Raw genomic sequence first — 21803 nt, forward strand, 5'->3', positions numbered from 1 at the left:
AAGCTCCATCGGCATCGGCCTATTCGCTGTCACGAGCAAGACGTAGTTGGGAGCATGGCGTGCGGGACCGTTAGCGAGGAGCAGGAGACCGAAAGTTTGTCATGACTGAAACACCAGCCGCCGCAGTGGCCACAACCACCGCACCCACGGCTTCCAGTGCCCCCGCCACCACCTTGGATCGCTCGGCACGGGGACTGCCCGCCTCGCGTGGTTTTGCCATCCTCATGTTGGTCTTGGCCGCGATTGGTCTGTGGTTTTCCACCCTGATCATGTACGACAAGATCAAGTTAGTCTTGGATTCCAGCTTTACCCCTGCCTGCACCTTAAACGATGTGGTGTCGTGTTCCGACGTGATGGCTTCCAGCCAAGCCAGTGCCTTTGGGTTTCCGAACCCCTTTATCGGCATGATCGGCTTCCCTGTGGTGATGACTATCGCCGTGGTGTTGCTGGTGGGCGCCCGTTTGCCGCGGTGGCTGTGGTGGAGCGTTGTCGTGGGGCTGGGCCTAGCTGTTGTCTTCGTCCACTGGCTGGCCTTCCAAGCGATCTTCAACATTGTGGCCCTGTGCCCTTGGTGCATGGTCGTGTGGTCGGTCACCCTGCCACTGTTTGTCATGTCGCTGACACATACGGTTCGTCAGTCTCGACGCCAACGCGGTCAACCCACCGCGGAAGGCATTGGGGTGCCGCTGGCCATCACCCTCGTGTGGTACGTGGGCTTTGCCGCGGTTATCGCTATGCAGTTTCTGATGTAGCTGACTAAATGGGAATTCCCGGGCGAGCCGTTAGTTAACGGGGTTCCACTGCTACTCCCTCCACCACGTGTCATGAGGTGTGGCGGGTGTGGTGCGCTTATGACGGGATGTGAACCACAAGTGCTCGATTCTTGCTGCCGCCTCATCGGAGACTCCCTCGCCTTGCAAGTAGGCATCGATGTCGGTGTATCGCACACCGAGGGCTTCCTCATCGGGCAGCGCTGGTCGGTCTTCCTCGAGATCGGCAGTGGGGACTTTCTTCCACGTCGTCTCGGGCGCGTCCAATTCACGCAGCATCGCCGCTCCTTGGTTCTTCGTGAGGCCTGCTAGCGGAACGACGTCGGCAGCGCCGTCACCGTGTTTGGTGTAAAACCCAGTAACGGCTTCGGCGGCGTGATCGGTGCCGATGACCAACAATCCGCGTTGTCCCGCGATGGCGTACTGCGCGATCATGCGCTGCCGAGCTTTCACGTTGCCCTTATTGAAATCGGTGATGTTGTCGATATCCAAAGCAGTAGCCGTAGCCGCCGCCATCGCATCTGTGGAGTCTTTGATATTGACAACAACTGATTCGCTTGGCTGAATGAACTGCAAAGCAATCTGTGCATCGTCCTCGTCGGCCTGCACGCCATAGGGGAGGCGGACAGCTATAAAAGTTGCTGGTGTGAGGGAGGAAGGATCGGTGTGTGGATCTGCCTCCGCCCACCCTGCTTGTTCCTCGTTGAATTGTTCCACTGCCATCTGAGCCAGCTTTCCCGCCAGCGTGGAATCTTGTCCGCCCGAGATGCCCAACACGTAACCCTTGGCGCGAGTCTTCTTTAGGTAGTTGACCAGAAACTTCACCCTAGTGGTGATTTCTTGGGCGGGTTCAATAGTTGGGCGGGTGTGAAGTTCCTCGATAATTCGCCTTTGAAGAGGGCGGGGGTCAGTGGTGGACATTGTGTAACCTTTCGGCGAGAGAACAATCGGGCCCGTGGCTCCGGTTTTGGATTATGTCAGGCTATCGCGTAATATCATCGCTTGTGTTTGTGCTGAACACCTTAGCGCACACCGGAGCTACCTTTCATAGTGGTAAGCCCCGTCGCGGTTCCCGAAACCCCTTGTGAGTTGTAGTTGGAACTGGGTGTTGAGCTGAAAGTCGTCGATGAAGAAAGGAGCGCCCGATGAAGGTCCGCAAGTCCCTTCGGTCGCTGAAGAACAAGCCGGGCGCCCAGGTCGTTCGTCGCCACGGTAAGGTCTACGTGATCAACAAGAAGGATCCACGCTTCAAGGCTCGTCAGGGCTAAGTGAATTCTTGACAGTCCGTTTTACGGGATGTCTTTCTGCCTCCGCTGTGAGGCTTGAAACTCTCGTCACACTCGCAATGGGTGTGGCGAGAGTTTTTTGTTTATTGGGTGCTGGTGGGAGGGGTGGTGCTGGGTAATGAGGCAGAGATAGTGGGAGGGGGGGGTGGCTGGATAATGGGGTAGCGGCAGTGGGGGGTGGATGCTGGTGAAGGTGTGCGGCGGGTGAGGTTGCCGTGGGTAGGAATTACAAGAATGTTTTTTCTTAGTTCAATATGTAGTGGCGCGGCTGATATGCCACCTGCGAATTCCCTCGTTGTAACTACTATATGTAGTATTTATCCCGTGTAATTACCCCAAAATATTGTGGTGAATGAGTTGTGTGGTTGCCGCGGGGCGTGTAGTCTCGGACAAGTCAGCGCGACAGCGAATAGAGGGCGCAGTGCAACACAGCGCCCAGCGGGGAGAACGCCTTGACTGCCCGGATGGATGCGGCGATAAGCCGCTCGTTCTATTAGCTCGCGCAGGACCATTGACCAATAGTGCATAGAGTCGCAGCCACGCCCAACCAGGAGAACCACACGTTATGATCACCGTCTACACCAAGCCAGCATGTGTTCAGTGCAAGGCCACCACGCGCGCCCTTGATAAGGCGGGCCTCGAGTACGATCTCGTGGACATCAGTCTCGACGATGAGGCTCGGGATTACGTAATGGCTTTGGGGCACCTACAGGCTCCAGTGGTTGTATCCGGTGACGCACACTGGTCCGGGTTTCGACCAGATCGGATTCGCACCCTAGCTGCCGAGGCTGCCTAGCGCTTCAGACCTCGGGAGTTGTAACCCGGGGTAATTCAACGCCCCCAGCCTTACACAGGCTGGGGGCGTGAACTAGTAGCGGAGAAAAACCCATGCTTATTACGTACTTTTCGTCAACGACGGAAAACACCCACCGCTTCGTGCAGAAACTGGATCTGCCCGCCAAGCGCATCCCGTTGCGACGAAACGAACAACCTTTGATTGTTGCGGAACCCCATGTGCTTATCGTGCCCACATACGGTGGTGGAGCGGGAATGACACAGGATCTCAATCGGCCCGTGCCCAAACAAGTGATCCACTTCCTCAACAACGAGAACAACAGGAATCTGTTGCGGGGAGTGATTGCCGCCGGCAACCTGAACTTTGGAGTCGACTTCGGTAAAGCGGGCGATGTCATCTCCGCCAAATGTCGAGTGCCCTACCTCTATCGTTTTGAGCTCATGGGAACTGATCATGATGTACAACGAGTGCGTGAGGGTTTAGCCGAATTCGAAGCATCACTGCGAAACGAAGGGCGCTGGGAACAGAGCGCCTAATGGATAGCCTCGATCGGGTGCAGCGGGGCGTCGAGATAAAAAGCAGGTCACAAGACCAAAAGCATCCAACAATTGGTGAGTGGAACGAATGTCGGGAAACTTGCCTAAACTAGCCAAAGTACAAGCGCACGCACGAAAGCCGGCACCGGCCGGCGACTCACAGAGCGTGCATAGAGGAGAGGTTTTCATGACGACGAGCGAAGTTGGTAAGACCGTAGCCGAGCCGGTCAGTGCATCGGAGCAGCTGGATTACCATGCGCTAAACGCCATGCTGAACTTGTACGACAAAGATGGAAACATCCAGTTCGACAAGGACCGGGAAGCAGCCAACCAATTCTTCCTGCAGCACGTGAACCAGAACACGGTATTTTTCCACGACTTGCAGGAAAAACTGCACTACCTCGTGGAAAACAAGTACTACGATAAGGCCGTTTTGGATCACTACGACTTCCCATTTGTGAAGTCACTGTTTAAGCGCGCTTACGCGAAGAAGTTCCGTTTCCAGTCCTTCTTGGGTGCCTACAAGTACTACACCTCCTACACGCTAAAGACCTTCAACGGTAAGCGCTATTTGGAGCGTTTCGAAGACCGCGTGTGCATGGTTGCCCTCGGGCTTGCGGCAGGCGATCGTGACCTGGCGGAAAGCCTGGTGGATGAGATCATGGATGGGCGCTTCCAGCCTGCGACTCCCACGTTCTTGAACATTGGTAAAGCACAGCGAGGCGAACCCGTTAGCTGTTTCTTGCTGCGTATTGAGGACAACATGGAGTCCATTGGTCGCTCCATTAACTCCGCATTGCAGCTTTCCAAGCGCGGTGGTGGCGTGGCCCTGCTGCTCAGCAATATTCGTGAGGCCGGTGCGCCGATCAAGCACATTGAAAACCAGTCCTCTGGCGTGATTCCAGTCATGAAGCTTCTGGAAGATGCGTTCTCCTACGCCAACCAGCTGGGTGCACGCCAAGGCGCAGGTGCTGTATACCTGCACGCCCACCATCCGGATATCCTGCGATTCCTGGACACCAAGCGCGAGAATGCGGACGAGAAGATCCGCATCAAGACCCTCTCGCTGGGCGTAGTGATTCCGGACATCACATTCGAGTTGGCGAAGAACAACGACGATATGTACTTGTTCTCCCCATACGATGTGGAGCGCATTTACGGCAAGCCTTTTGCCGACGTTCCAATCTCTGAGCATTATGAGGAGATGGTGGAGGATCCACGGATTCGCAAACAGAAGATCAACGCTCGACAGTTCTTCCAGACGTTGGCCGAGATTCAGTTCGAATCGGGTTACCCGTACATCATGTTCGAGGACACCGTGAACCGTGCCAACCCAATCGAGGGGCGCATCACGCACTCCAATCTGTGTTCCGAGATTCTGCAGGTCTCCACCCCGTCGGTGTTTAATGCCGATTTGACGTACGAGACCATCGGCGACGATATTTCTTGCAACTTAGGCTCTCTGAATATCGCGAAAGCAGTGGATAGCCAGGACTTCTCGAAAACCATCGAGACCGCTATTCGCGGGCTGACCGCCGTGGCGGACCAGACCAGCATCGATTCCGTGCCATCTGTGCGACAGGGCAATGACCACTCGCACGCCATCGGCTTGGGCCAGATGAACCTGCACGGATTCCTTGGTCGTGAGCACATTCACTACGGCTCAGAAGAAGCATTGGACTTCACCAACGTGTACTTCGCTGCGGTGATGTATGAAGCCCTCAAAGCCTCGAATGCGATTGCGAAAGAGCGTGGCGAGTCCTTCAAGAACTTTGAGAACTCCGATTACGCATCGGGTGAGTTCTTCGATCGCTACGATCCGGCGGAGTTCCAGCCCACCACCGAGCGCGTACGGGACATCATCGATAACTCCAGCATCCAGGTGCCGTCTGCCGAGGACTGGGCCGCACTGAAGAAGTCTGTGCAGGAGTATGGGCTATATAACCGTAACCTGCAGGCAGTGCCCCCTACAGGATCGATTTCCTACATCAACAATTCCACGTCCTCTATTCACCCTATTGCCTCCAAGATTGAGATTCGTAAGGAAGGCAAGATCGGGCGCGTGTACTACCCGGCACCGTATATGACGAACGAGAACTTGGATTACTACCAGGATGCGTACGAGATCGGATTCGAGAAGATCATCGATACGTATGCCGTGGCCACCAAGTACGTGGACCAGGGACTGTCCCTGACGTTGTTCTTCAAGGACACCGCAACCACGCGTGACATCAACCGTGCTCAGATTTACGCATGGCGTAAGGGCATCAAGACGATCTACTACATCCGCCTGCGCCAAACCGCGCTGGTTGGTACCGAGGTTGAAGGCTGCGTAAGCTGCATGCTGTAAAGGCGGTATGTACTGCAAGGTTTGAACTGGCCGAATGGGGTCTCAAGAGCCCTAGGGGCGCGGTTAACGCCGAGCTCCCTAGTGCTGGCCGCTTCAGGTCGTGCCGACAGTAACGAAAAAGGGGAGCAATTCGAGAAAGAATTGCTCCCCTTTTTGGGAGTTATAGGGCACACTCACTGCAGCGGGGCCCTGTTATTCAGCTGGCTCGCTGCCGCCAGGTCAGCGCTCGCTCGGTACTGGTACTCGGCTAGCTCGCCACTGAGCGGTAGGCGCTCGCCCAGCTACAGGGTTTTAGCGCTCGCCCAGCTCGGAATCGATGCGCAATAGTCCGGAGCCCTCGTTGCCGGCCAGCTTGATGCGGTCGATGATCTCGCTCACGGTGGACTCTTCCTCAATCTGCTCGCTGAGGAAGGCATTGAGCAGTGAGCGGGAATCGATGTCGTCAACCTCATCGGCAGTACGAGCCAGGTCGCGGATCATTCCGGAAACCTTCTTTTCGTGCTCGAGTGCGGCCTCAAACGCGTCTAGGGGAGTGGAGATCTTGATCGTTGGCATCTCGATGGTCTCGATATCCACGCGGGCATCGCGGTCCAACAGATGGCTTGCAAAACGCTGCGCATGCTCGCGTTCCTCGGAGGCCTGCGCAAACATCCAGTTACGCATGCCCGGGAAAGACAGGCGATCCAGCTCGTAAGCCAGCTGGGTGTACACCAATGCAGCTTGGTGCTCAGCGATTACTTGGTCATTCAATTGCTTCTGGAACTTCTCGTTAATGCTCATATGATCGAAGATACAAGCACTTTCACCACCGCGCTAGCAATATAAGCCTATCCTTCCCCGCCATACTATAAGGCTTACCTAATAATTCGGTGTTCTCATTTCTCTTCTTCTACTCGACGCCACCCTCCCCGCCAACGGCCAAAACCGGAGTGCGAAAACTTGCGCAGCGCGGAGATTATGGAGCCTCGCCTGACGGTGAGATGCGTCGATCGGCACCCGTAACTCTTGGGCTAGAGTGGGGGAGCAATGACAATTGAGTAAGGAGTCCAGAGAACATGGGTGCGCATGAACCCCACTCCCCGGCCCGTAGGGTAGAGGGCGATCCAATCTCGGCCATCAACTGGAACAGCATTCCAGATGATAAGGACCTTGAGGTATGGGACCGACTGACGGCAAACTTCTGGTTGCCTGAAAAGGTGCCGCTGTCCAATGACGTGCAGAGCTGGGGAACCCTCAACGAGATTGAGCGGCAAACCACGATGCGTGTGTTTACTGGCTTGACGATGCTGGACACCATCCAAGGCACCGTCGGCGCCGTGCGCTTGATAGCTGATGCCCAAACCATGCATGAAGAAGCCGTCTTCACCAATATCTCCTTCATGGAGAGCGTTCACGCAAAGTCGTACTCGTCGATCTTCATGACCCTGGCCAGCACGCCGGAAATCAATGATGCTTTCCGTTGGTCTGAGGAAAATGAACATCTGCAGTCCAAAGCTAAAATCATGCTGGACTTCTACGACGGTGAAGACCCACTCAAGCGTAAGATCGCATCGGTGCTGTTGGAAAGCTTCCTGTTTTACTCTGGTTTCTATCTGCCGATGTACTGGTCCTCACACGCGAAGCTGACGAATACTGCGGACATCATTCGATTGATTATTCGCGATGAGTCCGTGCACGGTTACTACATCGGTTACAAGTACCAGCGTGCCCTCGAGCAAGAGAGCGAGGAGCGTCGGGAGGAACTCAAGGAGCACACCTTCGATCTGTTGCTGGAGCTCTACGACAACGAAGCGCAGTACACCGAGGATCTGTACGACGAGCTTGGTTGGACCGAGGACGTTAAGCGATTCTTGCGTTATAACGCGAACAAGGCCTTGAATAACCTTGGCTATGAGGGGCTGTTCCCAGCGGATGAGACCCGGGTTTCCCCGGCGATCCTGTCTGCCTTGAATCCCGGTGGAGACGAAAACCACGACTTCTTCTCGGGCTCCGGATCTTCCTACGTTATCGGTAAGGCTGAAAACACTACCGATGATGACTGGGACTTCTAAGACCCCAGTAGAAACCAGCGCCTTGCGAATTCCGGTGACTGGCCCTTCGGGCCGGCGCCGGTATTTGTGATTTTTCCCACGTTTTGACATTTTGCGAGTCAAAATTGCAAGAAACCACCGTCAAGTCACCCCCGAAAACGTGGGGAGCGGGGGCTGCCCCCACCGGCTGGGCTATTGAAATATGCCTAAACGGGCTAATATAAAGCCATTCCTGCGACTAATGGCTGGTATTGACGAGACTAAGCCAGTCCGCGGAAAGATGATTCTTAAGGAGCTACCCCGGCAAAGGGAGTAGCTCCGCTAAGTCAGGAGGAACGAATGACCGCAGTAGCGCCACGGGAGGGCCACCAAGTAGTCGCCCCCACCCGGCCTGCTCCGCTTTCGGATCAAGCAAGTCGTGGTCACATGGCATGGAAGATGCTGACCACCACCGACCACAAGTTGTTGGGCATCATGTATCTGATCATGGCGTTCACCTTCTTCCTTATCGGTGGCTTGATGGCATTGCTGATCCGTTTGGAGCTTTTCCACCCGGGAATGCAATTTGTCTCTAACGAGCAGTTCAACCAGCTGTTCACCATGCACGGCACGATCATGCTTCTGCTGTACGGTTCGCCAATGGTGTTCGGCTTCGCTAACTACATCATGCCCCTGCAGATTGGCGCGCCAGATGTGGCGTTCCCGCGTCTGAACTCTCTGGGCTTCTGGCTGACCACCGCCGGTGGCGTTATCATGATCTCCGGCTTCCTGACTCCAGGCGGCGCGGCTGACTTCGGCTGGACCATGTACTCCCCACTCTCTGATGCGATCCACTCTCCAGGCGTTGGTTCTGACCTGTGGATTTTGGGTGTTGGTGTCGGTGGTGTGGGTACCATTGCTTCCGCAATTAACATGATCACCACCATCCTGTGCCTCCGCGCACCAGGTATGACCATGTTCCGCATGCCAATCTTCACGTGGAACATCTTGGTTACCTCCCTGTTGGTTCTGTTGATCTTCCCACTGCTGGCTGCTGCTGCCCTGGGTGTTTTGTACGACCGCAAGCTCGGTGGCCATATCTATGACCCTGCTAACGGTGGCACTATCTTGTGGCAGCACCTGTTCTGGTTCTTCGGCCACCCAGAGGTTTACGTTCTGGCTCTGCCGTTCTTCGGTATCGTTTCCGAGATCTTCCCAGTGTTCTCTCGTAAGCCAATGTTCGGTTACGTAGGCTTGGTCTTCGCAACTCTGTCCATTGCTGCGCTGTCCATGGCCGTGTGGGCTCACCACATGTTCGTCACCGGCGCTGTGCTGCTGCCATTCTTCGCCTTTATGACCTTCTTGATCGGTGTTCCAACCGGCATGAAGTTCTTCAACTGGCTGGGCACCATGTGGGGCGGCCGCTTGACGTTCGAAACGCCAATGATCTTCGCCATCGGCTTCTTCGCTACCTTCCTCTTCGGTGGTCTGACCGGTGTCATGTTGGCATCCCCAGCACTGGACTTCCACGTCTCCGATACCTACTTCGTGGTTGCCCACTTCCACTACACCCTGTTCGGCACCGTGGCCTTCGCATCCTTCGCTGGCATTTACTTCTGGTTCCCGAAGATGACCGGTCGCATGCTGGACGAGAAGTTGGGCAAGCTCCACTTCTGGCTGACCATGATCGGATTCCACACCACCTTCCTGATCCAGCACTGGGCTGGTAACGCAGGTATGCCACGTCGTTACGCTGACTACCTGCCAACCGACGGGTTCACCGTGTACAACCAGGTATCCACCATCGGCGCGATCATCCTGGCCATCTCGGTCATCCCATTCGTGTGGAACATCTTCAAGTCCTACCGCTACGGCGAGGTCGTGACCGTTGACGATCCATGGGGTTACGGCAACTCTCTCGAGTGGGCTACCTCTTGCCCTCCTCCACGCCACAATTTCACCTCCATGCCTCGCATCCGCTCCGAGCGCCCAGCGTTCGAGCTGCACCACCCACACGTGGTCAAGCGCTTGCGCGACGAGGCACACGTCGGCCGTCACTTCTAATCGGCTCTTTTTCCTCCGACGCCCCGCCGTCCCAACCGGTCACCAACTGGATTGGGGCGGCGGGGTTCCGCTATGTGCGAAGGGGCTGCTGAAAACACACCTAGACTCACAGCTCTGCTTGTTGGAATGGTTGAATAGGGGAGTGACGATTCCAGCTGATTCCCCTTTAAACCCTTTCAATGCCTCCACCGATAATGCGGTAGATGACAGCGCGGAGCGCAGCCCGCGCCCAGCCGCGCGAACGGAGGATACTGCCACGGCGGGATCTTCCCACGTGCTTTTTGAGGACTGTATAACCGAGACCCTCTCGGAAAATCTCGTACCCGCAGTGGTTACCGTCGTGGGTCCGGATCGTCCGGGTGTCACCGCGGGATTCTTTCGCGTGTTGACTTCTTACAACGTGCAACTGCTTGATATTGAGCAATCGGTGTTCCGCGGCAACCTTTCGCTCGGAGCCCTAGTGGGGGTGGCGACGGAAGACATTGCACCCATGTCGTCTGGTCTGGAGCAAACCCTCGATGCCTATGGGATGCGTGTCAGTGTGGAAGCTGATCGGGATGTATCCTCCACCCGTCCGCATTCGACCCACGTCATGGTGGTTTTGGGTCGCCCGCTCACCGCAGCACACATTTCCCGGATTGGCCAAACCTTGGCTGACTACGATGCCAACATCGATACCATCAGCGGGATTGCTGATTACCCCGTGACCGGTGTGGAATTCAACATCACCGTGGCAAACCCCGCACCGGGCGGTGGCGTTCCACTTCGTAAGGCGCTGGCCACGCTCACTCACGAAATCGGTGTTGATATCGCTATTGAGCGCGCTGGCCTTGCCCGCCGAGCTAAGCGGCTCATTTGCTTTGACGTGGATTCCACGCTCATTCAACACGAGGTCATAGAGATGCTGGCGGCTTATGCCGGAAGGGAAGCCGAGGTCGCGGAAGTTACTGAACGCGCGATGCGGGGTGAGCTGGATTTTGCTGAGTCGTTGCACGAGCGGGTTAAGGCTCTGGCTGGGTTGGATGCCAGCGTGATTGATCGCGTTGCACGTGACATTCAATTGACTCCCGGAGCGCGTACTACGATCCGTACCCTCAAGCGCTTGGGATACAAGGCGGGCGTGGTATCCGGCGGATTTATCCAAGTAATTGAACCCCTAGCGCGCGAGCTCGACTTGGACTTTGCCCGGGCTAATACCCTGGAGATCATCAACGGAAAGCTCACGGGCCGGGTGATTGGGCCGGTGATTGATCGTAAGGCAAAAGCAGAATGCCTCAAGGAATTCGCGTGGTCCAATGGTCTGCAGCTCAACCAAACGGTGGCGGTGGGCGACGGGGCCAACGATATCGACATGCTTTCCACGGCGGGACTGGGCATTGCGTTTAATGCCAAGCCCGCCTTGCGTGATGTCGCGGATACGTCAGTGAACCAGCCGTTCCTAGACCAGGTGCTGTTTATCCTGGGTATCTCTCGCCACGAAATCGAGGATGCGGATCTTCGCGACGGCACGTACCGCCGCGTCCCCCTAGAATCCCAGGACTAGGGCAGGTGCGAGCCTTTGCCAGGTTCGCACCCCTAGGGTGCCGTGTTACTTCGCCTCGCGGGCCCGCAATTCTCGTCGCAGAATCTTGCCTGTCGCGCTCTTAGGGATCTGGTCAATAAACTCCACTGCGCGCACCTTCTTGTACGGTGCCACGCGAGCGGCCGTGTAGTCCATGATGTCTTCTGCAGTTAGAGTTTCGCCGGGCTGCAGAACAACGAACGCCTTGGGGATTTCCTCCCCGTCATCGCGCACCGTACCTACGACGGCAACATCGGCAACCTGTGGGTGGCCCAGCAACAGGGCTTCTAGTTCAGCTGGCGGTACCTGATAGCCCTTGTACTTAATGAGCTCCTTGAGGCGATCCACGATAAACACGTTGCCGGTCGCATCTTGACGCGCCAAGTCACCCGTGCGGAGCCACTTATCTTCAGTGAGCGTCGCAGCGGTTTGTTCTGGTTTGTTGAGGTAACCAACCATGACTTGCGGACCGCGGACCCAAAGCTCGCCGACTTGCTGCTCGATCACCCCATCACCTTCGGTCGGAGCCCCAATTTCCTCCAGCGACTCCACGTCCACAATCATGTATTCCGTGTTGGCCGCAACGCGCCCCACGGACCCGCGGTTGTTGGCTTTATCTAGGTTGGCGAACACCAGCGGGGAAGTCTCGGTGAGGCCGTATCCCTGTTGCATGTGCACACCCAGGCGCTTCTCCACGGCGAGCGCGAGTTCCTCGTCAAGTGTGGCAGCACCACTGAAGAAAGCGCGCAGAGATGAGAGATCGTAATTATCCACCGCCGGGTGCTTGCTCAATAGCACAGCGATTGGCGGGGCGATGAAAGTAAACGTGACCTTAAACTTCTGGTGTGCCTCGAGGAAGGATTCCAAGCTGAAACGCGGTACTGTTACTAACGTCGCCCGTGCGGACAAAGTGGCATTCGCCAGCGCGGTCAAACCGTAGATGTGGAAAAACGGCAACACACCGAACACCACATCGTCGTGCTTGACGAGCTCAATATCGGCTGCCTGCTGCAGGTTAGAAACCAGCTGCAGGTGGGTCAGCTTCACCCCCTTGGGTAGCCCGGTGGTGCCCGACGAGTAGGGCAGGACCGCCAGATCATTGTCCCGGTCGATCGTGACCTGGGGTGGCGTCCTGCGCTCCGCCAGCATCTGCTGCAGCCCCTGCGCGGTATCCAAGGTGACTATATCGTCTTCACTCAGGCCCCCGAGCTTGCCACCCTCAATACCAGACTCACCCAGTGCGGCCACGGTCAGCAGCAACTTGGCGCCCGAGTCTTGCATCTGTTCGCCGATAGACTGGGGCGTCGCCAAAAGAGAAACCGGAGACATGACGGCCCCAAGGCGCCAGATTGCGTGCGTGGCAACGATGAACGCAAGCGAATTAGGGCAATGAAGACCAACCACGTCTCCTTTACTGATTCCCTTATGCGCCAGCCACCCCGCTGCTGAATTGACAAAGAATTTCAGCTGCGCGTACGTAGTCTCCGACCCATCGGCCACGTCAATAATGGCAATGCAGTCTTCGTCATCGGGGGATAGAGACCCGTAGAGGTAGTCGTAAAGACCGCCTTCGAAAAGCTCTAAGTCCGGGCGTTCGCTGTTCACGGGCATAGGTTGGACTCCTGTCGCGGTGTGGGAAACATCTCGGTATCGCAGGCGCGAATAACGTAAATGCTACCGAAGAAGCAATGTTTCCATGGGGAAACAACAAAAGCTTAGTCCGCGATTAACCGCCGTAGGGCCTTCTTGACGACGGTGCCGTTGGATGTCTCCCAGAATCCGGGCATGGATGCTCGGATATAAGAGCCGTAACGCGCGGTTGCTAAACGCGAATCCAACACGGCCACCACACCGCGGTCGGTCGTCGACCGCAATAGCCGACCGGCCCCCTGCGCCATGAGCAGCGCAGCGTGGTTGGCCGCGACTTCCATAAAACCGTTGCGCCCGGCGCTATCGGCTGCTTCCTTGCGAGCTTGCCGCAAGGGATCGTCCGGGCGGGGAAATGGGATGCGATCCATGATCACGAGCGACAAGCTGCGCCCGGGAACATCCACTCCTTGCCACAGCCCCAGAGTGCCGAACAAACAGGTGGATTCATCCTCGCGAAATTGCTCCACGAGGGCCGAGAGGGAATCTTCCCCTTGAAGCAGAATTTTGTGGGGAACAACTGAGCGCAATCTATTGGCCATCTCCTCGGCTGCGCGCCGGGAACTAAACAATCCCAAGGTCCGTCCGCCGGCGGCGTTGATCAGTTGGGCGACTTCATCAACGGCTTCATCGCTTACACCGCTGCGCCCGGGAGGCGGCAAATGCTGTGCGACGTATAAAATTCCGTGCTTCGCGGCATCGAAAGGGGTTCCCACATCCAGCGTGCGGGCCTTTCTGCCGATTCCCCACGCGTTGAGCATGGCATTGAACTTCCCGCCCAAGGCGAGGGTGGCGGAAGTCAGAACCACGGTCGCGGATCCGAACAGTTTCTGCCGCAGTAGATCGGCAACGCTCAAGGGCGCCACTCTCACGATTTTGCGCTCGTTATCGTTGGACAGCCACACTACGTCCTCTCCGATCAGGTCTTCGCTGGTGGTGGCTGTCGTTTCGTTTTGAGCGTGGGCGTTGAGGATACGCACACACGTATCGTTCAGCTCCTCCGTCGCGACAAGGATGGCCAGTCGTTCCGCTGCTTTGGCGGGATCGTTTGCAAATTCACCAGCGGGAATCTGGTTGATTTTTCGATTCGTGGACCACGCGGCGTCGCGTAAAGAAGTAAGGGCAGGTTCCAAGCCTGAGGGAACAGACGTCCAACGGCCAACTGCTGATTCGTCATTAAGTACGGCGGCTTCGAGGGCATTGACCCATTCATCACCGGCCTCCTTGAGCTCAGCGCCCGCATCGTCGGGGCCGATCTTGCCTGCACGTTTAGCCAAAATCGCCACCGCCGTGCCCGAAAGCTCTGCTGTGGCAACGTTGGTGATGCGCCCCTCCAGCTCGTGGGCCTCATCGACAATGACGGCTTCGTGCTCGGGCAACACGGAACTCTCGGACAGTGCGTCAATGGCCAGCAGTGCATGGTTGGTGACCACGATGTCCGCTTCTTGCGCGCGGGATTTGGCCTGTTCGGCGAAGCACAACTTGCCGAAGGGGCAGCGGGTGGCGCCGATGCACTCACGGGAGGTAACGGATACTTGACGCCACGCTCGGTCTGACACACCTTTGTCTAGGTTGTCGCGGTCCCCATCCTCAGTTTCCTGCGCCCATTCGTGCAGGCGAGCAACTTGTCGGCCGGTAGCTGAGACCTCGCCAGGGTCCAGCAGAGCGGCTTCTTCGCTTTCGGTTGTGCTTGGAGCCGCATTGACCTTGTTGAGGCACAGGTAATTGTTGCGACCTTTCAGGATCGCGAATTCCAACGGGCGAGGCAGCATATCCTCGATGGCTTTGGCCAAACGTGGCAGGTCGCGTTCCACCAGCTGACGTTGCAGTGCGATGGTCGCGGTGGAGACCACCACGGGCAACCCCTTGTCCGTAGCGTGGATTGCGGCAGGAACTAGGTAGGCAAATGATTTACCGGTGCCCGTTCCGGCTTGGACAGCGAGATGATGGTTGGATTCCAAGGCATCTGCCACCGCCTGGGTCATGCGCGTTTGCCCCTCGCGGGGCTGACCACCGAGTTCTTCGATGGCCGCTGCCAGTACGTCCTCTGAGGATGTGAGCAAAACTCTCCTTCTCGCTTGCGCCGATCGTCTAATCGTTTACGTCGATTGCCTTGCAGTTTTTGTCGATTGCTTTGCAGTTTTACGTTGATTGACTGCGCGCTTGCACCGCTGAATAAGGGTGGCCAAACGGAGCCTATTACCCGGTGACGTGCCGTACGCTCAACGCTGGTTCGTCGCGAGTCAAAGCCAAGCCCTCCCACGGCAGGGTCACCAATTGCTTGGCCAAGTGATCGCGGGATTGCTCCAGGGTATCCAGCCCTTCGACGGTGTGCCCATCGCGCATCAGCGGAATGGTGAGCTGAACGGTGGGGAGATCGCCCGTATCGGGTGCGGGTGTATCGATCGGATAGCTGATCTCTTCGACCGCGGTACCGGTGGGGCGTGTCACGCGGACAGCGGCCTTAGCCCCGCCGACGCTCGCCTTCCCACGGGAGCGTTTTGCGACGGGAACACCATCGACTTCCACCAGCTTGTACACCAAACCGGCAGTGGGGGCGCCGGAACCGGTCACCACGCTGGTACCCACGCCGAATGCATCCACGGGTTCACTGCGTAAAGCTGCGATGGAAAACTCATCCATGTCGGAGGAAACGACGATTTTAGTGTTCTTAGCACCCAGTTGGTCTAACTGTTTGCGTACCTGGCGGGTGAGCACACCGAGGTCGCCCGAGTCGATACGGACTGCACCTAGTTCGGGACCGGCAACCTTCACAGCAGTCTCTACACCCTTGGTGATGTCGTAGGTATCGACCAACAGGGTTGTGCTGGACCCCAGAGCCTCAATTTGTGCCCGGAAAGCGGCTTCTTCGTTTGGCGTGCCATCGGGGTTTGTATGCAACAGGGTCCACGCATGGGCAGCGGTGCCGCTGGACGGCACTCCGTAACGCTGCGACGCTTCCATGTTGCTGGTTGCAGTGAATCCAGCCAGGTACGCCGCGCGTGCTGCCGACACCGCAGCGTATTCGTGGGTCCGTCGCGATCCCATCTCAATGAGCGGGCGCCCCTCGGCCGCGGTGACCATGCGTGCGGCGGCGGAGGCCACAGCCGAATCCGCATTGAGGATTGAGAGGATGACGGTTTCCAAGATCACGCATTCGGCAAAGGTGCCACGCACCGTCATGAGTGGGGACTGGGGAAAGTACAACTCGCCTTCCCGGTAGCCATCAATTTGCCCAGAGAAACGGTATTTCCGCAGGAAGTCCTTGGTTTCATCGTTGAGGAAGCTCATGTGGTCGACTTGATCATCGGTAAAGCGGAAATGCTTTACGGCCTCGAGCACACGGGCGGTTCCGGCTAGCACGCCATAACGCCGCTCGTTAGGTAGGCGACGGGTGAATACCTCAAACGCGCACTGCCGGTGCGCTGTGCCGTCTAACAAAGCGGCCTGCAGCATCGTCAGCTCGTACATATCCGTCAACAAGGCGGACGACGGTACACAGTTAGTGCCAGGGAGAATTCCTGGTGTTACGCCTGACGGTGATCGCTGGGCTGCATCGTGCGACGTTTGAGAAGTTGTGCGGGGGGTCGTATCGTTCACGAAGTTGATTCTAGTCACGTGCTCGGACAGTGCTTGTGGACCCACCAACCCCACAGGGCACACAGGATCGGGGAGGCGTCGGTATCCTAGGGGCATGACTTCACCCGCAGCACCCGCAGCTACTCCAGTTCAGGAGCGGTTACCCGAGACCGAGACGGAGGCCAACCTCCCTTGGATGTGTATTTGTTGGGATGACCCGGTCAACCTCATGAGTTACGTCACCTACGTGTTCCAAACGGTTCTGGGATACTCCCGCAAGCGCGCAACAGAATTGATGATGCAGGTTCACAACGAAGGAAAAGCCGTAGTGAGCTCTGGGGAGCGCGACAAAGTGGAGGCCGATGTGAAGAAACTGCAAACCGCTGGCCTGTGGGCCACGATGCAACGTTCCGACGGATAGCGACCACCGCACCCCCGATGAATCTCAGACGAAGGAGCTGAGGAGACAGATGCAACCTTGGGCGAAAAAGAAAAGCGTTCTGCGAGGAACGCGCTATGTCACCGTGCTGGAGCCGATTGAGCGGGAAATGCTTGGTGATTCCGCAGCGACGGTCTCCGACAAACTCATGGAGCGAGTGCGAACCGCCCCCAAGGACGAACTCGCGGAACTCACGGGTATGCCTTCGGGCCACGCCGAGGCCCCTCATGAACTTGGGTTGCGGCGCATGTTGCCTTCGTTCTTTAAAGACGATGCCGAGTTGATGGATGGCGATGCCGCTTTGATGCGTCAGCTGCACGAGACCGACATCATCAAACGCAAACTCCTCAACCTGCAGTACGTGGTGACGATGCTGGGCCCCAACGGGTCCGTCAACATCTCCCTGTCGCCAGACGAGGTACAGCCGTGGCTGGGTGCCCTCGCTGATATTCGGCAGTATCACACCGCGCAGCTGGAGGAATTCCGTGTGACGTTGGAGGATAACTCCGATCAATTGATCGCCGCTAGCAATTATTTGGAGTGGCTGGGCTACCATCTGGATAGCTTGCTCACCGCGGTGATGGGCGAACTCGACGTGCCGGACGAGGGGGCCGACGGCCAAGAGGATACGGATAACGGCACCCATGATTGACCTATTTGGCTGTCACACCGGGCCGACTAACGGCCTGATTGATATCGCGGGCCTGCGCGTGGGGCACGCTATCTGCGCAGATGGGCGAGGTGATTCAGGAACAACCGTCATTGTCGCGCCCAAAGGGGCTATCGCCAGTGTGGATGTCCGTGGCGGGGGGCCAGGTACTCGCGAGACCGACTTGTTGGAACCGCACAACACGGTGCAACAAGTTCACGCGATCAGCTTGTCGGGTGGTTCTGCTTTTGGTCTTGACGCCGCCTCGGGGGTGATGGCCGAGCTGGAATCGAGGGGTATTGGTTTCCCCGTACTGGGGCCGGATCATCCAGACAAAGTCGTTCCCATCGTAGCTTCTGCGGTGATCTTTGACCTGCTGTTGGGCGACTGGCATTCGCGCCCGGATGCCGCCACAGGAAGAGCTGCCACTATAAACGCACTCGAGGGCGGTGCGCGCGGAGGTGCTACGCACGCGGGGAAACCCAGTGCTGAGGGGGATCTAGGTGCGCATTGGGGCACGGGCGCCGGTGGAGAGCTCAGCGCAGCTCAAGCCTCCCTCGCCGGTGGAGAGCTCAGCGCAATGGGCAACGTCGGTGCCGGCCTGGGGGCGAGTGCCGGTGCGCTTAAAGGCGGATTTGGCCAGGCCAGCGCGGTTTTTCCCGACAATGGTCCACTAGCTGGTGTGACCGTTGCAGCGGGAGTGGTTGTGAACCCCCAAGGTGCGGTGTTTAATCCGGTGGACGGCACGCTGTGGGGAATCGCAGCAGAACTCGATGAAGAGTTCCGCCATTACGGTGTGGGGCCAAATACCTCGATTAGCGCTCCAGCTGTTGAACGCTTGCGCGGGATGAATCGGCTGGGAACCAAGATGCTCAATACCACCATCGGGGTGGTGGCCACGGATCTGGACTTGTCGAAGTCCAGCGTCAAGCGCATGGCTCTTGCTGCCCATGATGGGCTGGCCAGAGCCATCCGTCCGTCGCACATGCCTATGGACGGGGATACCCTGTTCGGCCTTTCCACGGGAACAAAGCAGTTGGATGACAACGTTGAACTTCCTGTAGCGATGACGATGATCGCTGCGACCGCAGCCAGCTGTGTGGAACGCGCAATTGTGCATGCGGTGTTGGCGGCAGAAACTGCCTTCGATGTGCCCAGTTGGAAAGAAGCTACTGACCTATGAAAACCGCTCGCATCCGGAGCGCGATTTCCGCAACCGTGAGTTTCCTAGCCATCATTTGGATAATTCAATTTATCAATTTTTTATCCGGCATGCGGTTGACAGCCTATGGAATTCATCCCCTGACCCCGGAAGGGCTAGTGGGAATTATCTTGGCGCCATTTTTGCATGCTGATTTTGGTCACCTCATGGCAAACTCTTCCATCGCACTCATTGTGGTTTTCCTGGTTGCGCTATCCGGGCGGCGCGTATTGTGGTTGAGCTCCATTGTTATCGCTCTAGTAGCCGGCATCGGCACATGGCTTTTCGGTGGTCCAGGCACCGTACACATTGGAGCCTCGGGCGTTATCTTCGGCTGGCTGACTTTTTTGATTGTGCGGGGATTGTTCACGCGGCAATTGCTGCAAATTTTGCTGGGCGGGGTTGTGCTGTTTTCCTATGGTTCCGTGTTGTGGGGAGTATTGCCCACCACCCCGGGAGTAAGCTGGCAAGGACATCTATTCGGAGCAATCGGTGGACTCGTTGCCGCGTGGCTCGTGGGTCGAAGGAATTTGATGGCGGGGATGAGGGTGGCGTCGGTATAAAAAATGGTCGGCCACGTTGCACCGGCAATATATCGGCGAGTGATGTGGACCAGAAAAGACTAATAGCGAGAATGTCTAAGGCAAAGGGCCTCAGGGAGCTAAAAGAGTGCAGTGAAATAGAAACACCCTGAAAAGTGGCTTAACACAAGCGGGCGAATGAACAAAAACACACCACAAACAGCAAAACAGCAAGGGAGAAGCAGTGTCCAATAACGCGCCCATCGGCATTTTTGATAGCGGTGTGGGGGGACTGACTGTGGCGCGGTCGGTCGTGGACCTACTGCCGCGGGAAAATATCGTCTATATCGGTGATACCGCAAATTCTCCATATGGAGATAAACCGTTGGCGCAGGTGCGGCAATTATCGACAGCTATTGCCGATGAGTTGGTGGAGCGCGGCTGCAAAATGATCGTGGTGGCCTGTAATTCGGCCAGCTCGGCTTTTATTCGGGACGCACGGGAGCGCTATCCAGTGCCAGTGGTCGAGGTGATTTTGCCCGCGGTGCGCCGGGCGGTTGCTGCGACCCGAAACGGGAAGGTGGGAGTGATCGGCACGCAGGCCACGGTGACCAGTGGGAGCTACCAGGACCTTTTTGCGGCGAGCCCCAACGTAGATGTCACGGCACAGGCCTGTCCGCAGTTTGTTCCGTTCGTGGAACGGGGAATTACTACCGGACGGCAGATTGTGGGGTTGGCGGAAAACTACTTGGAACCACTGAAAGATGCAGATGTGGACACCGTGGTGCTGGGGTGTACGCATTACCCGTTGCTGGCTGGGGTGGTGCAGTTGGTGATGGGGGATGACGTCACGTTGGTGAACTCCGCTGATGAAACCGCGAAGATGGTCTACCGGCGGCTCAGCGAGCTGGACTTACTGGCGGATGAGGATCCGAATAGGAATGTGGAACTGGTGTTTGAGTCCACCGGGGATCCCACACGATTTGCCCATTTGGCGCAACGGTTCTTGGGGCCGGCGATCACGGATGTCTCGCGCATTCCAGATATGCTGCAGTAGCGATAGCGGGTGCGTTTGAGGTTAAGGGCTATGCAGATTCCAACATCTCAAATGGCCTGGACGTGCTGCAATAGTGATAACGGCAGTTGTAGCCGTCCGTTTATCCGCTCCGCGTGACGAATCCACGGTTGGGGGAGCCAATGTGAGATTGCCCCAACTTAACCGTGGTTAATACCAAATTCTGCTGGAATTCATGTAACAATCTGCAGGTATGGAACTGGTAGTGCTCGGCTGCTCCGGCAGCGTTGCTGGCCCACAAGCGCCAGCCTCTGGATACCTAGTGCGCAGCGAGGGCACGGAAGACCTGTTGATGGATATCGGCCCTGGGGTTCTGGCAGCGATGCAGGCTGCCGGGGACATTGACCCTGCACAATGCCACATGGCTTTTTCCCACATGCATGCTGATCACTGCCTGGATTTTCCCTCCCTTTTGGTGTGGCGCCGTTTCCATCCCACGGCTCCCTCTGGGCGGGTGCACGATTTGATCGGCCCGCGTATCGCGTTCGACCATTTGTCGCACGCAGCCGGCGATTTTCCCGATCAGCCGGATGATTTTTCCGATACCTTCGCCGTCTCTCACTATCGGGTGGGAACTTCTCAATTCGACGCCACGCGCTGGCCGTGTACGACCATGGGCGGATTACAGGTTTTTGCTGCCGAAGCAGTGCATACAACGGAGAGCTACCTCTTGCGAGTGCATGATACGCAGGGGGCGAGTGTGGTTTATACGGGTGATACTGCGTACACCGAAAACCTTGTAAACCTCGCTCAGGGCGCGGATGTATTGGTGTGTGAGGCCACCTGGTGCGATCGCGATTCTGGCATGCCGCAGGGTATGCACATGAGTGGGCATGACGCCGGTAGGGTAGCGGCTGCAGCGGGAGTGGGGAAGCTCATCCTCACGCACATTCCGCCGTGGGGCGATGCACAGTGTGCCTTGGCTGCGGCGAAGCAGCACTTTGACGGACCAGCGGAAGTGGCCTACCCGGGGATGCGCGTGCGCTGGGGGATGTAGCTGCCGGGGTTCTTCTCCGCCGTGCTTAGTGTGGGGGGTGTGTGGCTGAGGTCAGGGTTGCGTGGGGGGGTGTGTGGCTGAGGTCCAGGGTTGTGTGGCGGGTGTGTGGCAGAGGTCTAGGGTTGTGTGGCGGGTGTGTGGCTGAGGTCCAGAGTTGCGTGGGGGGTGTGTGGCTGAACTCCGAGTCAGTGTGATGAATGTGCAGCAGAAATCCAACAAAAACGCGTCATTTTGTCGGAGTTCTGCTGCACATTGTGCGTGCAAGGGGTGGGGGATGACCTGAGCGCTGGGGGGGTGACTTGAGTGCCGGGGATGACTTGAGC

The 21803-nt window shown here is 57.2% G+C and carries 19 protein-coding genes; 14 read left to right on the forward strand and 5 right to left on the reverse strand.

What is annotated here, in order from left to right:
- The first annotated feature begins 101 nt into the window (after window positions 1-101).
- Window positions 102-752, forward strand: coding sequence for a vitamin K epoxide reductase family protein (locus HMPREF3098_RS09965; RefSeq protein WP_070435012.1), 651 nt, complete (start codon window positions 102-104; stop codon window positions 750-752).
- Window positions 753-803: 51 nt separating this feature from the next.
- Here HMPREF3098_RS09965 and nadE read toward each other — a convergent pair whose 3' ends face one another.
- On the reverse strand, window positions 804-1691 hold the full coding sequence (gene nadE, locus HMPREF3098_RS09970; protein WP_070435013.1) for an ammonia-dependent NAD(+) synthetase: 888 nt from the start codon (window positions 1689-1691) through the stop codon (window positions 804-806).
- A gap of 224 nt (window positions 1692-1915) precedes the next feature.
- Here nadE and ykgO point away from each other — a divergent pair, with 224 nt between their 5' ends.
- The 4 genes from ykgO (at window position 1916) to nrdE (ending at window position 5738) form a co-directional block, all read left to right on the forward strand.
- Entirely contained in the window at window positions 1916-2038 is a 123-nt protein-coding gene (gene ykgO, locus HMPREF3098_RS09975; RefSeq protein WP_005288826.1) for a type B 50S ribosomal protein L36, read from the forward strand.
- 583 nt (window positions 2039-2621) lie between these two features.
- Window positions 2622-2852 carry a glutaredoxin-like protein NrdH gene (nrdH, locus tag HMPREF3098_RS09980; RefSeq protein ID WP_070435014.1) on the forward strand — a complete coding sequence of 77 codons (231 nt, stop codon included), beginning with the start codon at window positions 2622-2624 and terminating at the stop codon, window positions 2850-2852.
- A gap of 92 nt (window positions 2853-2944) precedes the next feature.
- Window positions 2945-3388: a class Ib ribonucleoside-diphosphate reductase assembly flavoprotein NrdI gene (gene nrdI / locus HMPREF3098_RS09985; RefSeq protein WP_070435015.1), complete on the forward strand. Its 444-nt coding sequence runs from the start codon at window positions 2945-2947 to the stop codon at window positions 3386-3388.
- 187 nt (window positions 3389-3575) lie between these two features.
- Window positions 3576-5738, forward strand: a complete 2163-nt coding sequence (gene nrdE / locus HMPREF3098_RS09990) for a class 1b ribonucleoside-diphosphate reductase subunit alpha (RefSeq protein ID WP_083284459.1) — start codon at window positions 3576-3578, stop codon at window positions 5736-5738.
- Window positions 5739-6029: 291 nt separating this feature from the next.
- Here nrdE and HMPREF3098_RS09995 read toward each other — a convergent pair whose 3' ends face one another.
- Window positions 6030-6518: a ferritin gene (locus tag HMPREF3098_RS09995; protein ID WP_070435016.1), complete on the reverse strand. Its 489-nt coding sequence runs from the start codon at window positions 6516-6518 to the stop codon at window positions 6030-6032.
- Window positions 6519-6793: 275 nt separating this feature from the next.
- On the opposite strand from HMPREF3098_RS09995, the gene nrdF reads away from it, so the two are divergent.
- The 3 genes from nrdF (at window position 6794) to serB (ending at window position 11354) form a co-directional block, all read left to right on the forward strand.
- Window positions 6794-7789, forward strand: a complete 996-nt coding sequence (nrdF, locus tag HMPREF3098_RS10000) for a class 1b ribonucleoside-diphosphate reductase subunit beta (RefSeq protein WP_070435017.1) — start codon at window positions 6794-6796, stop codon at window positions 7787-7789.
- Between the two features lie 318 nt (window positions 7790-8107).
- The gene (ctaD, locus tag HMPREF3098_RS10005) at window positions 8108-9811 is read left to right on the forward strand and encodes an aa3-type cytochrome oxidase subunit I (RefSeq protein WP_035115465.1); all 1704 of its coding nucleotides are present in this window, start codon (window positions 8108-8110) and stop codon (window positions 9809-9811) included.
- Window positions 9812-10085: 274 nt separating this feature from the next.
- A complete protein-coding gene (serB, locus tag HMPREF3098_RS10010) occupies window positions 10086-11354 on the forward strand; it encodes a phosphoserine phosphatase SerB (RefSeq protein ID WP_070435038.1) in 1269 nt (422 codons plus the stop codon).
- Window positions 11355-11399: 45 nt separating this feature from the next.
- On the opposite strand, the gene HMPREF3098_RS10015 is transcribed toward serB, so the two are convergent.
- The 3 genes from HMPREF3098_RS10015 to HMPREF3098_RS10025 all read right to left on the reverse strand — a co-directional run bounded on the left by HMPREF3098_RS10015 (window position 11400) and on the right by HMPREF3098_RS10025 (window position 16538).
- Entirely contained in the window at window positions 11400-12983 is a 1584-nt protein-coding gene (locus tag HMPREF3098_RS10015) for an AMP-binding protein (RefSeq protein ID WP_070435018.1), read from the reverse strand.
- A gap of 104 nt (window positions 12984-13087) precedes the next feature.
- Entirely contained in the window at window positions 13088-15082 is a 1995-nt protein-coding gene (locus HMPREF3098_RS10020) for an ATP-dependent DNA helicase (RefSeq protein WP_070435019.1), read from the reverse strand.
- A gap of 136 nt (window positions 15083-15218) precedes the next feature.
- On the reverse strand, window positions 15219-16538 hold the full coding sequence (locus HMPREF3098_RS10025) for a nicotinate phosphoribosyltransferase (protein WP_083284465.1): 1320 nt from the start codon (window positions 16536-16538) through the stop codon (window positions 15219-15221).
- 175 nt (window positions 16539-16713) lie between these two features.
- Here HMPREF3098_RS10025 and clpS point away from each other — a divergent pair, with 175 nt between their 5' ends.
- The 6 genes from clpS to HMPREF3098_RS10055 all read left to right on the forward strand — a co-directional run bounded on the left by clpS (window position 16714) and on the right by HMPREF3098_RS10055 (window position 21480).
- Complete coding sequence (gene clpS, locus HMPREF3098_RS10030) at window positions 16714-17019, forward strand: ATP-dependent Clp protease adapter ClpS (RefSeq protein ID WP_035115475.1); 306 nt, start codon at window positions 16714-16716, stop codon at window positions 17017-17019.
- A 49-nt stretch (window positions 17020-17068) separates the two neighbouring features.
- Entirely contained in the window at window positions 17069-17689 is a 621-nt protein-coding gene (locus tag HMPREF3098_RS10035; RefSeq protein ID WP_035115478.1) for a DUF2017 domain-containing protein, read from the forward strand.
- The gene (locus tag HMPREF3098_RS10040; RefSeq protein ID WP_070435021.1) at window positions 17682-18869 is read left to right on the forward strand and encodes a P1 family peptidase; all 1188 of its coding nucleotides are present in this window, start codon (window positions 17682-17684) and stop codon (window positions 18867-18869) included. Before HMPREF3098_RS10035 ends, HMPREF3098_RS10040 begins: the two co-directional genes overlap by 8 nt.
- A complete protein-coding gene (locus HMPREF3098_RS10045) occupies window positions 18866-19450 on the forward strand; it encodes a rhomboid family intramembrane serine protease (RefSeq protein ID WP_070435022.1) in 585 nt (194 codons plus the stop codon). The genes HMPREF3098_RS10040 and HMPREF3098_RS10045 overlap by 4 nt, the downstream gene beginning before the upstream one ends.
- A 202-nt stretch (window positions 19451-19652) precedes the next feature.
- Window positions 19653-20465, forward strand: a complete 813-nt coding sequence (gene murI, locus HMPREF3098_RS10050; RefSeq protein WP_070435023.1) for a glutamate racemase — start codon at window positions 19653-19655, stop codon at window positions 20463-20465.
- A 211-nt stretch (window positions 20466-20676) separates the two neighbouring features.
- Complete coding sequence (locus tag HMPREF3098_RS10055; protein ID WP_210385977.1) at window positions 20677-21480, forward strand: MBL fold metallo-hydrolase; 804 nt, start codon at window positions 20677-20679, stop codon at window positions 21478-21480.
- Window positions 21481-21803: the final 323 nt, after the last annotated feature.

Source organism: Corynebacterium sp. HMSC28B08 (assembly GCF_001806865.1).
In the GTDB taxonomy this organism is placed as follows: domain Bacteria; phylum Actinomycetota; class Actinomycetes; order Mycobacteriales; family Mycobacteriaceae; genus Corynebacterium; species Corynebacterium auriscanis.

Coding starts and splice junctions, on each gene's coding strand:
- HMPREF3098_RS09965 (WP_070435012.1), top strand. CDS start 102: ATGACTGAAACACCAGCCGCCGCAGTGGCCACAACCACCGCACCCACG.
- nadE (WP_070435013.1), bottom strand. CDS start 1,691: ATGTCCACCACTGACCCCCGCCCTCTTCAAAGGCGAATTATCGAGGAA.
- ykgO (WP_005288826.1), top strand. CDS start 1,916: ATGAAGGTCCGCAAGTCCCTTCGGTCGCTGAAGAACAAGCCGGGCGCC.
- nrdH (WP_070435014.1), top strand. CDS start 2,622: ATGATCACCGTCTACACCAAGCCAGCATGTGTTCAGTGCAAGGCCACC.
- nrdI (WP_070435015.1), top strand. CDS start 2,945: ATGCTTATTACGTACTTTTCGTCAACGACGGAAAACACCCACCGCTTC.
- nrdE (WP_083284459.1), top strand. CDS start 3,576: ATGACGACGAGCGAAGTTGGTAAGACCGTAGCCGAGCCGGTCAGTGCA.
- HMPREF3098_RS09995 (WP_070435016.1), bottom strand. CDS start 6,518: ATGAGCATTAACGAGAAGTTCCAGAAGCAATTGAATGACCAAGTAATC.
- nrdF (WP_070435017.1), top strand. CDS start 6,794: ATGGGTGCGCATGAACCCCACTCCCCGGCCCGTAGGGTAGAGGGCGAT.
- ctaD (WP_035115465.1), top strand. CDS start 8,108: ATGACCGCAGTAGCGCCACGGGAGGGCCACCAAGTAGTCGCCCCCACC.
- HMPREF3098_RS10015 (WP_070435018.1), bottom strand. CDS start 12,983: ATGCCCGTGAACAGCGAACGCCCGGACTTAGAGCTTTTCGAAGGCGGT.
- clpS (WP_035115475.1), top strand. CDS start 16,714: ATGACTTCACCCGCAGCACCCGCAGCTACTCCAGTTCAGGAGCGGTTA.
- HMPREF3098_RS10035 (WP_035115478.1), top strand. CDS start 17,069: ATGCAACCTTGGGCGAAAAAGAAAAGCGTTCTGCGAGGAACGCGCTAT.
- HMPREF3098_RS10040 (WP_070435021.1), top strand. CDS start 17,682: ATGATTGACCTATTTGGCTGTCACACCGGGCCGACTAACGGCCTGATT.
- HMPREF3098_RS10045 (WP_070435022.1), top strand. CDS start 18,866: ATGAAAACCGCTCGCATCCGGAGCGCGATTTCCGCAACCGTGAGTTTC.
- HMPREF3098_RS10055 (WP_210385977.1), top strand. CDS start 20,677: ATGGAACTGGTAGTGCTCGGCTGCTCCGGCAGCGTTGCTGGCCCACAA.